At 71.7% G+C, this 13,095-nt stretch carries 9 protein-coding genes and 1 pseudogene; 3 read left to right on the top strand and 7 right to left on the bottom strand.

The genetic code is table 11. The features are described from left to right. Window positions 1–87: 87 nt before the first annotated feature. Window positions 88–1,269 (bottom strand): macrolide family glycosyltransferase, encoded by a 1,182-nt coding sequence (locus ABZ795_RS01305; protein WP_357527883.1) that lies wholly within the window; start codon window positions 1,267–1,269, stop codon window positions 88–90. Between the two features lie 338 nt (window positions 1,270–1,607). On the opposite strand from ABZ795_RS01305, the pseudogene ABZ795_RS01300 reads away from it, so the two are divergent. Next, window positions 1,608–2,150 (top strand): annotated as a pseudogene (locus ABZ795_RS01300) (glycoside hydrolase N-terminal domain-containing protein); the annotation flags it as partial. Between the two features lie 304 nt (window positions 2,151–2,454). Beyond that, complete coding sequence (locus ABZ795_RS01295; protein ID WP_357527881.1) at window positions 2,455–3,726, top strand: glycoside hydrolase family 95-like protein; 1,272 nt, start codon at window positions 2,455–2,457, stop codon at window positions 3,724–3,726. A 7-nt stretch (window positions 3,727–3,733) separates the two neighbouring features. Here ABZ795_RS01295 and ABZ795_RS01290 read toward each other — a convergent pair whose 3' ends face one another. The 4 genes from ABZ795_RS01290 to ABZ795_RS01275 all read right to left on the bottom strand — a co-directional run bounded on the left by ABZ795_RS01290 (window position 3,734) and on the right by ABZ795_RS01275 (window position 7,773). Next, window positions 3,734–4,696 carry an aldo/keto reductase gene (locus tag ABZ795_RS01290; RefSeq protein ID WP_357527879.1) on the bottom strand — a complete coding sequence of 321 codons (963 nt, stop codon included), beginning with the start codon at window positions 4,694–4,696 and terminating at the stop codon, window positions 3,734–3,736. Continuing rightward, the gene (locus ABZ795_RS01285; RefSeq protein WP_357527877.1) at window positions 4,693–5,475 is read right to left on the bottom strand and encodes an SDR family oxidoreductase; all 783 of its coding nucleotides are present in this window, start codon (window positions 5,473–5,475) and stop codon (window positions 4,693–4,695) included. Before ABZ795_RS01285 ends, ABZ795_RS01290 begins: the two co-directional genes overlap by 4 nt. Next, window positions 5,472–6,323: a fumarylacetoacetate hydrolase family protein gene (locus tag ABZ795_RS01280; RefSeq protein WP_357527875.1), complete on the bottom strand. Its 852-nt coding sequence runs from the start codon at window positions 6,321–6,323 to the stop codon at window positions 5,472–5,474. Before ABZ795_RS01280 ends, ABZ795_RS01285 begins: the two co-directional genes overlap by 4 nt. Window positions 6,324–6,483: 160 nt before the next feature. Beyond that, window positions 6,484–7,773 carry an MFS transporter gene (locus tag ABZ795_RS01275; RefSeq protein ID WP_357527873.1) on the bottom strand — a complete coding sequence of 430 codons (1,290 nt, stop codon included), beginning with the start codon at window positions 7,771–7,773 and terminating at the stop codon, window positions 6,484–6,486. Window positions 7,774–8,109: 336 nt separating this feature from the next. Between ABZ795_RS01275 and ABZ795_RS01270 the strand changes: the two genes are divergently transcribed. After that, window positions 8,110–9,495, top strand: a complete 1,386-nt coding sequence (locus ABZ795_RS01270) for a PHB depolymerase family esterase (protein ID WP_357527872.1) — start codon at window positions 8,110–8,112, stop codon at window positions 9,493–9,495. 78 nt (window positions 9,496–9,573) lie between these two features. Here the strand turns inward: ABZ795_RS01270 and ABZ795_RS01265 are convergent, their stop codons facing one another. Both ABZ795_RS01265 and ABZ795_RS01260 read right to left on the bottom strand, forming a co-directional pair. After that, the gene (locus tag ABZ795_RS01265) at window positions 9,574–10,509 is read right to left on the bottom strand and encodes an oxidoreductase (RefSeq protein ID WP_357527870.1); all 936 of its coding nucleotides are present in this window, start codon (window positions 10,507–10,509) and stop codon (window positions 9,574–9,576) included. A 108-nt stretch (window positions 10,510–10,617) separates the two neighbouring features. Then, window positions 10,618–12,729, bottom strand: a complete 2,112-nt coding sequence (locus tag ABZ795_RS01260; protein ID WP_357527867.1) for a cellulose binding domain-containing protein — start codon at window positions 12,727–12,729, stop codon at window positions 10,618–10,620. Window positions 12,730–13,095 lie beyond the last annotated feature (366 nt).

Raw genomic sequence — 13,095 nt, 5'->3', positions numbered from 1 at the left:
CGTACTCCGGCATTGCGCCGGGTCGGCCGTCGCCTCCCGGCCGACCCGCTCCGGAGGACTCCTCGGGAGCGGGTCGACCGGTCGGGGTCAGTGTTCGGTGAGGTGCGCCTGCACCGCGTCGGCCGCTGCGGTGACGCCGCCGTTGGCCCGTACCTCGGCGCTTGCCTGGGCCAGGCGGTCCCGCACGGCGGTGTCGGCGGCTACCGCGTCGACCGCCGCCCGCAGGGCCTGGGCGGTGACCTCCTCGGCGGGCAGCAGCCGACCCAGGCCGGCGTCGAGGAGCTGTTGCGCGTTGGCGAACTGGTCGACCGCCTGCGGGACCGCGACCGTGGGCACCCCGAACCAGAGGGCCTCCGTGCAGCCGCCCATGCCGGCGTGGGTGACGAAGGCCGAGGCGTGGGCCAGCACCACCAGCTGCGGCACCCGGCGATGCACCTCGACATTGCCGGGCAGCGGCCCCAGGTCAGCCGGGTCCACCTTGTCGCCGAGGGCGATCACCACCTGCCAGGGCGAGTCGGCGAACCCCTCCAGGCAGGCCCGGTACACCGGCAACTGATCGTTGTACGCCGTACCGAAGGAGACCAGCAGGACCGGCCGCCCGTCGGCCGGTGGGGTCCACCCCGGCTCGGTCAGCCGGGCCGGGTCCAGACACGGGCCGACGAACCGGACCGTGTCCGGGACCCGGTCGGCGTTCGGTTGCATCACCCGGGGAATGAGCGACAGCACCCGCTCGGGGAACGTGACGAAGGTACGCGAATCCGCGGGGATGCCGTGGTCGGCCAGCCAGGCGTCGAAGGTGGCGTAGTAGTCCCGCCCGGAGTCCGAGGAGGTCAGCGCGGTGAAGAAGTCCGCCATGTCCTGCTGGTAACCGGTCCAGGCGACCATCGTCGGTGACAGTTGCACCGCCGGCACCCCGTACCGGTGGCCCAGCAGTGGGCCGGGCAGCCCGCCGATGTCGTAGAGCACCAGGTCCGGCCGGTCCGTGTCGTAGCGGGCGGTCAGTCGCGGCAGCACCGCGATGCCCTCGTCGAGGAACACCCGCATGGCCGTGGCCGGGTCCTCCGGCCATGGGGTGTCCCCCTGGGGCAGGATCGTCGGGTGGGCGATCGGCTCGGCCCCGGTGGAGGCGACCAGGTCGGTCAGGGGTTCGCCGACCGCGTAGGTCACCCGGTGACCCCGGTCGACCAGTTCGCGGATCAGCGCCAACGAGGGGTAGATGTGGCTGGGCGCGGTGGCGCCGACCATGGCGATATGAGCTGGCTTACGCATTGGAGAAAGGTCCTGTCGAGTCGGAGAGACGGTGTCATCCGAGGGAGGCGACGCGGACCGGGCCCGGGCCACTCGCCGTGGCGAGGGCGTCGTCGGGCCGAGGAAGGCACCGGTCGAGGCACGACCGGCGTCAGGCGTCGCCTCAGGCGGAACGCAGGCGCATGAATGCGATGATCATGAGTACGACCGTAGTGGCACCGGGCCGGGTCGGTCAACCCGGTTGACGCCGGCGGGTCTTGTCGGCCGGGCACCGGCGGCGGTACCTTCCGGCGATAGGCACCGACTCCTCCGCCGCCACCCCGACCGGTCGGCACCTGCTCTGGTATCGGCGGCCCGCCGTGGACTGGCAGTCCCAGGCCCTGCCGATCGGCAACGGCCGCCTCGGTGCCATGCTCTTCGGCCGGCCCGACCACGAGCGGATCCAGTTCAACGAGCAGAGCCTGTGGGGCGGGGTAGCGGACTACGACAACGCCCTGGCCGGGCAGCCCGACGAGGTCTTCGACCCGAGCATGACCGGCTTCGGCTGCTACCTGGCCTTCGGCGACCTGCACCTGCGCTTCCACCCCCAGCCGGACATCGACTACCGCCGGGATCTGGACCTGGAATCCGGCCTGCACAGCACCCGCTTCGGCGCACCCGGTCAGAGGGTGCTGCGGGAGGCCTTCGCCAGTCGCGGCGCCGACCTGCTGGTCCTGCACTACACGGCCGAGCGGCCCGGGGCCCTGGACTGCGACATCACCCTGACCAGCGCACAGGCGGCAGCCACGACCGCCCACGCCGGGACCATCGCCTTTCGCGGTGTGCTGGGCAACGGGCTGCGGTACGCCGCCGCCGTCCGGGTGGCGGCCACCGACGGGCAGGTCACCGCCGAGGGCCACCACCTGCGGGTACGCTCGGCCACCCGGCTGACCCTGCTGCTGGACGCCCGTACGGACTACCGGCTGGACGCCGCCGCGCGGTGGCGGGGGGCAGATCCGGAGCCGGTGGTACGCGCCACCCTGGACCGGGCCGCCGGGCAACCCCACGCCGTGCTGCGCGCGGCCCATGTGGCGCAGGCCCGGTCGACAGCCGACCGGGTACGGGTGCACTGGGGGGTAAGCCCCGACGAGGTCACCGCCCCTGCCGACGGACCAGCGGCTGGCCCGCTACCGGGCGGGCGACGCCGACCCCGAACTGGAGCAGACCATGTTCGTGTTCGGCCGGTACCTGCTGCACAGCTCCTCCCGACCCGGCGGGCTGCCCGCCAATCTGCAGGGACTGTGGAACGACAGCAACCAGCCGCCCTGGGCGGCGGACTACCACACCAACATCAACGTCCAGATGAACTACTGGTGTGCCGAGACCACCGACCTGGCCGACAGCCACCGGGCCCTCGTGGAGTTCATCCGGCAGGTGGCCGTACCCAGCCGGGTGGCCACCCGCAGCGCCTTCGGCGCCAACATCCGGGGTTGGACGGCCCGCACCAGCCAGAGCATCTTCGGTGGCAACTCGTGGCAGTGGAACACCGTGGCCAGCGCCTGGTACGCCCAGCACCTCTACGAGCACTGGGCCTTCAACCAGGACCTCGGATACCTGCGGGACACCGCCTATCCCCTGATCAGGGAGATCTGCGAGTTCTGGACCGACCGGCTGGTCGAGGACGGCACCGGCCACCTCCTCGCTCCGCAGGGGTGGTCGCCGGAGCACGGCCCCCGTGAGGACGGGGTGCCGTACGACCACCAGATCATCTGGGACCTGTTCCAGAACTACCTGGACTGCGCCGCCGCCCTGGAGGTCGACGCCGAGTTCCGGGCCACGGTCGCCGACCGGCAGGCCCGGCTGGCACCGGACCGGATCGGGCGGTGGGGTCAGCTTCAGGAGTGGCGGACGGACCGCGACGACCCGCACGACCGGCACCGCCACACCTCCCACCTGTTCGGGGTCTACCCGGGCCGCCAGATCACCCCCGCCGGTACCCCGGAACTCGCCGCCGCGGCCCTGGTGTCCCTGCGGGCCCGCTGCGGCCGAAGCGACGGCGGCCCGGTCAGCGACGACACCGTCACCGGGGACAGCCGCCGGTCCTGGACCTGGCCCTGGCGGGCGGCGATCTTCGCCCGGCTGGGCCAGGCGCAGCCGGCCTGGTCCATGCTCCGGGGTCTGCTGCGGCACAACACCCTGGACAACCTGCTGTGCACCCACCCCCCGATGCAGGTCGACGGCAACCTGGGCATCACCGGGGCTATCGCGGAGATGCTGCTGCAGAGCCACGAGGGCGTCATCCACCTGCTGCCCGCCCTGCCGCCGCACTGGGCCGACGGCAGCTTCGCGGGGCTGCGGGCCCGGGGCGGCTACCGGGTCGACTGTGTCTGGCGGGCCGGTCGGGTCACCGACTTCACGATCACCGCCGATCGCACCCGGCGCCGGGCCCCGGTGCGTGTTTGCATCGAGGGCCGGGAACTGCTCGTCGAACCCCGCTGACCCGGTTTCAGGAGGAGAGCAGGCCCTCGGCGACCAGGTCCACCCAGAGGGCGTCCGGGACCGGCCTGGCCAGCAGTTCGGCGTTGCGTCTCACCTGCTCGGCACTCGTGGCGCCGACGACCAGAGTGGCCACCGCCGGATGCCGGGCCACGAAGGCCATCGCCGCCTGCGGCAGGCTCACCCCGTGCCGTCGGCAGGTAGCGGCGATGCGTACCGCCCGGTCGTGGATCGGCGGCGGCACCGGACGGTAGTCGTACATCCGGCCGGGTTGATCGGTGGCCAGCACCCCGCTGTTGAAGACCCCGGCGGCGAGCACGGACACCCCCCGTTCCTCGCAGGCCGGCAGCAGGTGGTCCTGCGCCGACTGGTCCAGCAGGGTGTACCGCCCGGCCAGCATGACGGTGTCGATGTCGGTCTCCCGGACGAACCGGTGCAGCATCCGCCACTGGTTCATGCCGACGCCGATGGCACCCACCACCCCCTGGGCCCGCAGCTCGTGCAACGCCGGGTACGCCTGCTCGACCGCCTGCCGCCAGTGCTGGTCCGGGTCGTGCAGCAGCACCACGTCGATCCGGTTCAGGCCCAGCCGGTCCAGGCTGGACTCCAGGGATCGGCGTACCCCCTCGGCGCTGAAGTCCCACTGCCGGACATGGTCGGCCGGGACGTCGAAGCCGCCCTCCTCATCGCGCAGGTGGGCGGTCTGTGGCGAGGGCACCAGCAACCGACCGACCTTGGTGGACACGGTGTACCCGGCACGGGGCCGGTCGGCCAGGGCGGCGCCCAGCCGGCGTTCGGCCAGGCCGAGGCCGTAGTGCGGGGCGGTGTCGAAGTAGCGGATGCCCGCCTGGCAGGCCGCCTCCACGGTGCGGAGGGCGGTCTCCTCGTCCACGGCCCGGTACAGGTTGCCGATCCCGGAGGACCCGAATCCGAGCTGACTGACCGTTACCTGCGTACTGCCCAGCCGTCTCATGGCTGCCTCGATTCACCGGGGGCAGTTGTCGGTGGGCGTACCCGCAGACCCTGCATTCCGCCGTCGACCGCGAGCACCGTCCCGGTGGTGGCGGCGGCCGAGGGACCGGCCAGGTAGGCCACCGCCGCCGCCACCTCGACCGGGGTGACCAGCCGCCCGAGGGGTTGGCGGGCGCGCAGGGCCGCGTACTCGGCGGCGGGATCGGCGGCGGCGTCGACCAGTCGGCGTACCCAGGGGGTGTCTACCGTGCCGGGGTTGACGCAGTTGACCCGGATGCCCTCGCCGAGGTGATCGGCGGCCATGGCCAGGGTCAGGGCCTGCACCGCGCCCTTGGTGGCGCTGTAGAGGGCCCGGCCGGGCAGGCCGGCGGTCGCCGCGATCGAGCAGATGTTGACGATCGCGGCGGCCGAGGAGACCCGCAGGTACGGCAAAGCTGCCCGGGTGACCCGGACGATGCCGACCACGTTGACGTCGTACACCCGATGCCACTCGTCGTCCGACTGGGCCTCGATGGTGCCCTGTACCCCGACACCGGCGTTGTTGACCAGCACATCCAACCCGCCGAGCCGATCCGCGGCGGCGGGCACGGCCGCCTGCACCGAGTCGGGGTCGCTGACGTCGCAGGCGATGGCGTGCAGCGGCGGAGGTATGTTCGACGGGTCCAGATCGAGGCAGGCCACGGCGGCACCCCGCGCGGCCAGCAGCTCGGCGGTCGCCAGGCCGATGCCCGATCCTCCGCCGGTCACCACGGCGGCCAGCCCGGTGAACTCCCCGCTCACGCGGTGCCGACCGGCTGGCGTTGCCGACCGAGCCCGTCGATCTCCATCTCGATCACCTCACCGCCGCGCAGGTACGGCTTGGGGTCGGGCATCCCCAGGGCGACCCCCGCCGGGGTGCCGGTGTTGATCACATCGCCCGGTTCCAACACCATGAACTGGCTGACATAGTGGATGATCTCGGCCACCCCGAAGATCATGTTCTTGGTGTTGCCGTCCTGGCGCAGGATGCCGTTGACACTGCACCTCAGGCCCAGCTGCTGCGGGTCGGGCGCCTCGTCCGGGGTGACCAGCCAGGGTCCGAGAGGGTTGAAGGTCTCGCAGGACTTGCCCTTGTCCCACTGGCCGCCGCGTTCCAGCTGGAACTCGCGTTCGGAGAGGTCGTTGGAGATCGTGTACCCGGCGACACAGGCCAGGGCCTCGGCCGGGCTCGTCAGGTAGCGGGCGGTGCGGCCGATCACGACGGCGAGTTCGACCTCCCAGTCGGTCTTGCGGCTGCCCCGGGGTACCAGCACCTGGTCGTTCGGGCCGACCACGGTGTACGACGCCTTCAGGAACAGGACCGGCTCGGCCGGTGGTCTCGCACCGATCTCGGCGGCATGATCGAAGTAGTTCAACCCGACGCAGACGACCTTGCCGGGTCGGGCGACCGGGGCACCGATGCGGACCGTGGGATCAACCTGCGGAAGGCTGCCGCCCTGCACCGCCGCACGTACCTCCTCGATGCCGTCGCCGTCGAGGAAGGCCCCGTCGATGTCGGACACCAGGCCGGACAGGTCGACCAGCCGACCGGCCGGGTCCAGCGCGGCCGGCCGTTCCCGCCCGAGGGCTCCCACTCGAAGTAGCTTCACGGCACACCCTTCGGCCAGACATCAGATCTATCCGCCTGGTTCTATCCGCATCGATGAGTAAACGGCAAGGCCCAGCCGCAAACGAACGGCGAAGCCGCGTCCGTTGCGAGGGTGCGTCACGACCCGGCGGGTCTGAGGTCGAGAATGCTCCGCCCGGTGGTCAGGTGGTGGCGCGTTCGGCGGCTTCGATGGCGGCGTCGGTGACCCAGAACATGCCGACCAGCAGGGCCAGGGCCAGTACGCCCATGATGACGAAGACCGCCCGCAGGCCGAACAGCTCGGCCAGCCCGCCCCCGACCAACGCTCCCACCGGCATGCTCCCCCAGGCCAGCAGCCGGTATCCGCTGTTGACCCGCCCGAGCAGGCGGTCCGGGGTGATCTGCTGGCGCAGCGAGACCGTGATGACGCTCCAGGCGGTGAGCAGGATCCCGCCGACGAAGAAGATTCCGCCGAGGACGAACGGGTTGGTGCTCAGCGCCGGAGCGCCCACGACGACCGCGATCGCGACCATCGCTACGCCGAGCGCGCGGGCCCGGCCGAGCAGCCGCTCGATCCTCGCGGCGACGAGTGACCCGAGCACGATGCCCCCCGCCAGGGTGGTCAGCAGGAGGCCGTAGCCCGGCTCGCTGAGCCCGATGGCCGAGTTCGGCCCGACCGCGTACAGCACCAGCACCGCGAAGGTGGCCGTGGTGGTGAGGTTGCTGACCCCGACCATCAGCGCCAGGGTCCGCAGCAGTCGGTGTCGCCAGAGGAACCGTACGCCTTCGGCGATGTCGGCGCGCAGTGTGCTCGTGCCCTGTCGCGCGACCCGGAACCGGCCGCCGACCAGCAGCAGGGCGACCACCGCGGCGGCCCAGAGCCCGGCCGGCCCGAGCATCGCGTACGCCACTGCGCCGGCGACGAGGAAACCGGCCAGCGGCGGGCCGACGAACTGGTTGGCGGCCAGTTCGACGGCGTACAGCCGTCCGTTGGCGCGGGACAGCGCCGCTCGCGGGACGAGTTGCGGCAGGATCGACTGCGCGGAGGTGTCGTACAGGGTCTCTGCGGTGCCCGCGCCGAAGGCCACCAGGTAGAGCAGCCAGATCGAGCCGGCGTCGAGGGCCACGGCCAGGGCCAGCGCCCCGAGCAGGGCCGCCCGCAGGCTGTTGGCGGCCACCATCACCCGCCGCCGGTCGAGCCGGTCGACGAGCGCGCCGGCCGGGAGGGCGAACAGCAGCCACGGCAGGCTGAACGCGGCAGCCACCCCGGCGACCAGCACCGGTGAGGTCGTGTACCCGACGGCGACCAACGGCAGAGCTACCTTGACGACCCCGTCGGCCAGGTTGGACACCGCCGATGCCCACCACAGCCGCCAGTACCGGCCACCCAGACCGCTCGACTCCGCACCGGTCGACTCTGAGCCGGCCGACTCTGAGCCGGCCGGTTGCGTGGTCGCTACTGGTTCTTCCACCCCCGTCACCGCCGAATCATCGCAGACCCCGCGCCCTCGCTCGGCCCCCGCGCGAGGCCGCCGGTGCGCGGCGACCGACCGGCCGGAGAGGACCGTGGAAAAGAGGGATCATGGATGACCGGAATTATCGATATTCACAAGCATCTTGCTCCGACCCATGGTGCGCGCCCATACTTTGGCTACACGCGAAGCAGCGGATTGGCACGAATTGCACCGTTGGTACGGCGAGGTGGACGGACACCAGGCTCCGTAGGGCAGCACCTCGCGCATCGCGACGCCGGTCCTCGTCCTCGGTCCACGCTTGCCGTGGCCCGGTCCGGCGCGCTGTCGTAGTCCATGGAGGTGGACGTGAAACGAACCGTAGCGGCGCTGGGATCCCTGGCTGCCGCGTCCCTTCTCGCCGTGACGGGCGTGCTCTTCGCCCCGTCACCGGCCTCCGCCGCGTCCCTGGTCGAGGTGACCAACTTCGGCACCAACCCGGGCAACATGCGGATGCACATCTACGTGCCGGACGTCCGGCCGGCCAATCCCGCCGTCGTGGTGGCCATGCACGGCTGCGGCGGCAACGGCCCCGGGTTCTACTCCGGCAGTGAGTTCGGCCGCCTCGCCGACCAGTACGGCTTCGTGGTCATCTACCCCACCGCCACCCAGCAGGCCGGCTTCGGCAACTGCTTCGACGTGTGGTCCGCCGCCTCGAAGGTGCGCAACGGCGGCAGCGACCCCGTGTCGATCATGTCGATGGTCAGCTACGCCCAGCGCCAGTACGGCGGCGACCCGCAGCGGGTGTACGCCACCGGCAGTTCCTCGGGCGGCATGATGACCCAGGCCCTGATGGCGCTCTACCCGGACGTCTACAAGGCCGGGGCGGCGTTCATGGGCGTGCCGTTCAACTGCTTCGCCAACGCCGCGGACTTCCCGCCCACCAACAGCCAGTGCGTCAACGGCCGGATGGACCGGACCCCGCAGCAGTGGGGTGACGCGGTCCGGCAGGCGTACCCCGGCTACACCGGGCCTCGCCCCCGGGTGCAGCTGTGGCACGGCACCAACGACAACCTGATCCCCTTCCAGCTCCTGCAGGAGTCGGTGGAGCAGTGGACGAACGTGGCCGGGCTGAGCCAGAACCCGACCCGCACGGACACCCCACAGGCGAACTGGAACCGGCGTCAGTTCGCCGACTCCACCGGCACTGTGCGGGTGGAGGCGTACGCCATCCAGGGTGCCGGGCACAGCCTGCCCTCGACCGGCATGGCTCGGGCCGCGATCGACTTCTTCGGTCTGACCAGCAGCACCCCGCCGCCCACCACCCCGCCGCCGACGACTCCGCCGCCCACCACGCCGCCGCCGACGACTCCGCCGCCCACCACGCCGCCGCCCACCACTCCCCCGCCGACGACCCCGCCGCCGGGTGCCACCTCCTGCCGGGTGCAGTGGACGGCCGACACCTGGAACAACGGCCTGGTCGCCAACCTCACCGTCACCAACACCAGCCCGGTCGCGATCAACGGCTGGACGGTGCAGTGGACCTCGGCCAGCGGCCAGCAGGTGACCAACGCCTGGAACGCCACGATCACCCAGACCGGCAGCCAGGTGACCGCCCGCAATGTCGGTTACAACGCCACCATCGGGGCCAACCAGAGCATCACCTTCGGTTTCCAGGCCACCCACACCGGCACCAGCACCCCGCCGGACCGCTTCACCCTGAACGGGGCAGCCTGTAGCTGACCCCTCGACCAGATCCGGTGCCCCGGCCGTCATCGGCCGGGGCACCGGCGCGCCCGGTCCACCCCGACGGCCTACCGCTCAGGATTCCGTCGCCTCGACCGGCGGCAGGTCGATCGGGACGCCGGTCAGGCGTTCGCTCTGCGCCCACAGCTGCTGTGCCACCCCGACGTCGAGGGCGCGGGCGCTGCGGGTCGCGGGCACCGGCGGCCCGACGTTCTCCGCCCGGTACGCCGGGCCCCAGTAGCTGCCGCCCTCGGCCTCCGGGTCGGTGGCGGCGCGCAGGATCGGCAGCGCCCCTTCGGCCAGCGGCATCGCCAGGTATCGGCCGATGCCGTTGACGATTGTGACGAGCCGGTGACGGCCCTGACTCGGCCCGGTGTAGGTCCATCCGGGATGGGCGGCGGTGGCCCGCAACGACGATCCGAACCCGGTCAGCCGTCGGTGCAGCTCCAGGGTGAACAGCAGCATCGCCAGCTTGCTCTGCCCGTAGGCGGCGAACCGGGCGTAGCGGCGCCGCTGCCAGTTCAGGTCGTCCAGGTTGATGCGCCCGGTGCGGTGCGCGTTGCTGGCCACGTTGACGATCCGGGCCTGCTCGGTGGCGAGCAGCAGGGGCAGCAGCAGGCCGGTGAGCGCGAAATGACCCAGGTAGTTGGTGCCGAACTGAAGTTCGAAGCCCTGCCGGGTACGCCGCAACGGCGGATACATCACCCCGGCGTTGTTGACCAGCAGGTCCAGCCGGTCGTGCTCGGCCCGGTAGGCGGTGGCGAAGGCGGCCACCGAGTCCAGGTCGGCCAGATCGAGGCGACGGCAGTGCACCTCGCCGTGCGGGTGCCGGGCGCGGATCGCCTCGGCCGCGGCCTCACCCTTGCCGCGATCCCGGCAGGCGAGCACCACCCGCGCACCCTTGCCGGCCAACGCTCGCGCCGTCTCCAGGCCGAGCCCGCTGTTGGCCCCGGTGACGATCACCGTGCGTCCCCGCTGGTCGGGAATGTCGTCGTACGCCCAGTGGGTCATCTGTCGCTCCTCGGTGCGCGCGGGGCCCGGCCGGGGCGACCAGGTCGGGCTCGTCAGGGCGACCGGCGCGGTCCGCCGGCGGGATGGCCGCCGGCGGACCGCTCAGGGTCAGCCGATGGTGCAGAGGGTGCCGTTGAGCCGGAAGGCCGTCGGCCGGACGTTCGGTCCGCTGTACTCGCCGACGAAGCCGACAGTGGTCGAGGCCCCGGCGGAGAGCCGACGGTTGTCGTCGTTGTTGGTCACCCGCACGGTGTCGCCCACCTGTTCCCAGGTGGCGCTCCATCCGCTGCCGACCCGCTGCCAGGAGGTGGGCCAGGTCCAGGTCAGGGTCCACCCGTCGATGGTGTGCTCGCTGTCGTTGACGATGTCGACGTTGGCCACGTAGCCGTTGCCCCAGTCCGTGGTGCTGGCGAAACGGACGGTGCAGCCGCTGGTAGCCGGGCTGCCGGTGGTGAAGGTCAGCGGCGGCGAGGACCAGGAGACCCGTCCGGCGGTGTCGCGGGTCAGCACGTTGACGGTGTACCTGCGCCCCGGGACGAGGTTGCCGACGGTCAGGCTGGTCCCGGAGGTCTCGCCGAGCTGCTCACTGACCGCACCGTTCTGCCGGTGCACCTCGTACTTGGCGATCGGGGCGGCCCCGGCGGTGGCGGCCGGCCAGGTGATCGTCACCTCCCGGTCGGTGACGCCGGTAGCGGTGGGCTGGCCGGGGGCGCCGGGGGCCCCGGTGACCGCGGTCGCCGGCCGCACCACCAGGGTGGTCAGCGAGTACGGCGGCAGGGTACGGCTGGTCGCCTCGCCGCTGCGGGCGGTGGTGACCTCGGTGGCCCCGTTGGTGTGGGTGTGCACCGTCGGCGCCCCGCCGGCCGGGACGAACCCGGCGTAGTCGATGGTGACCGGGTGGGCGTTGTCCGGGTCCTTGTTGATCAGCAGGACCGCCACCTCCCCGTTGGCCCGCCGCACCGCGTGCGCGCTGACCAGCGGCTGGTCGGTCTCAGCCCGGATGAACTGGTCACCGCTGCGGGCGAACCGGCTCATCATGGTCAACCCGTGGTAGGCCGCGAAGGGGGTGTTGACCGGGGGTTCGCAGACCGAGCCGTCCGGGGTGCAGGTGCCGCTGGAGAGCAAACCGAAGTCGCCGTAGTCGGTCTGCCCCGCCACCGTGCTCACCCGGCCGATGCCGTTGTGCACGTTCCACCAGTGCACCGTGAACACCCCGTTGGCGAGCAGACCGCTGTAGGCGTCGGCCAGGAACAGGGCGGCCGGTTGGCTGGTCATGCCCTCGGAGGTGACATTGACCTCGGTGAGGCTGATCCCGATGCGGCCGGGGTTCGGGCCGGCGTACCGGGTGATCTGCTGGCGCAGCAGGTACACCGCGTCGTTGATGTGGCTGGTCCGGGGCAGCGACTCGGCGGGGCTGCCACCCGGGTACCAGTGCACGTCCACGAAGTCGATCGAGGGCCCGGCGATGGACAGCACGGTCTGGTTCCACGGGCCCGGGTCGTTGCCGGCGGTCAGGCCGTCCGGCCAGTTGGCCGGCATGGTGAGCACCGCGCCGACCTTGATGGTCGGGTCCACGGCCTTCATCGCCTCGGCGTAGTCGACCACCAGGTTCGCGTAGTAGGTGGCACTCTTGTCGGGATGGTGGTCGGCCTCCCAGCCGGACCCGTAGTGACCGTTGCCGTAGTTCTCGTTGCCGACCGTCCAGTACCGCGCGCCGTAGCCCTTGGTCACGTTGGCATACCGCACCCAGTCGGCCGCCTCCTGCGGAGTGCCGGTGCCGTAGTTGGCGATGATCATCGGCTCGGCCCCGACCCGACGCGCCGCCCCCATGAAGGTGTCGAAATCGGTGCCGGGGGCCACGTAGCCGCCGGGCGCGGTGTGGTCGCGCCAGTGGTAGATGTCGGCGTACGAGCCACCCGGGTAGCGCAGCATCTGCACCCCGGCGTCGCGCAGCAGATCCGAGGTCTCCTCGGTGGCCAGATACTGGTCCCAGATGGCGTGGTTGACGCCGAGCGCGGTGTCGGGCACGGTGGCCAGCCCGGCCCGCGTATTCACCGTCACCGTCACCGGCGCGACCGCCGCGTCAGCGCTCGGGGCGGTGGCCCCGGTCAGTGCGCCGGTGGTCAGCAGCAGGCCCGCGACGAGCAGCGCGCCTCCGCGCCGGGGCAGCCGCCTCGATCGGGCGGAGGGTCGAACACCGTGCCTGTTCGGAATTCTCATGGATGTCCTTTTTCGATCACAAGCGGGAGCCGCCCGGCCGAAGCCCACGACCAGCGGCGATACGAGAACGACCAACTCACCTGCCGTCACCCGCCGCAGGCCAGAACGGCCCCGGCTGCCCATCGGATGACGGCCACTCGCGCCCGACAAACACATCGACGGATCAGAATGGCACAGCGTACGGCGATCACTCAACGCCTCTTGCCCACCCACCTTCGGGCCGAGGCCATCCCGAACACCGCGCCGGGGATCCACCTGCACCGGGACATCCGGCGAAGGCGAGCCTCCCGCACGGGAGCGGGGTATGAGAGCCGGCCGTTTCCCCATCTGGCCCGCACCGGCGATTCGCTGACCGAGTCCCGACCG

It is taken from the genome of Micromonospora sp. NPDC047134 (genome assembly GCF_040643455.1).
Classification (GTDB): Bacteria; Actinomycetota; Actinomycetes; order Mycobacteriales; family Micromonosporaceae; genus Micromonospora.
Note: the sequence above shows the minus strand (reverse complement) of the source record. Positions and strands in the feature narration are given on the sequence as shown.

Coding starts and splice junctions, on each gene's coding strand:
- ABZ795_RS01265 (WP_357527870.1), bottom strand. CDS start 10,509: ATGACCCACTGGGCGTACGACGACATTCCCGACCAGCGGGGACGCACG.
- ABZ795_RS01295 (WP_357527881.1), top strand. CDS start 2,455: ATGTTCGTGTTCGGCCGGTACCTGCTGCACAGCTCCTCCCGACCCGGC.
- ABZ795_RS01305 (WP_357527883.1), bottom strand. CDS start 1,269: ATGCGTAAGCCAGCTCATATCGCCATGGTCGGCGCCACCGCGCCCAGC.
- ABZ795_RS01270 (WP_357527872.1), top strand. CDS start 8,110: ATGGAGGTGGACGTGAAACGAACCGTAGCGGCGCTGGGATCCCTGGCT.
- ABZ795_RS01290 (WP_357527879.1), bottom strand. CDS start 4,696: ATGAGACGGCTGGGCAGTACGCAGGTAACGGTCAGTCAGCTCGGATTC.
- ABZ795_RS01260 (WP_357527867.1), bottom strand. CDS start 12,729: ATGAGAATTCCGAACAGGCACGGTGTTCGACCCTCCGCCCGATCGAGG.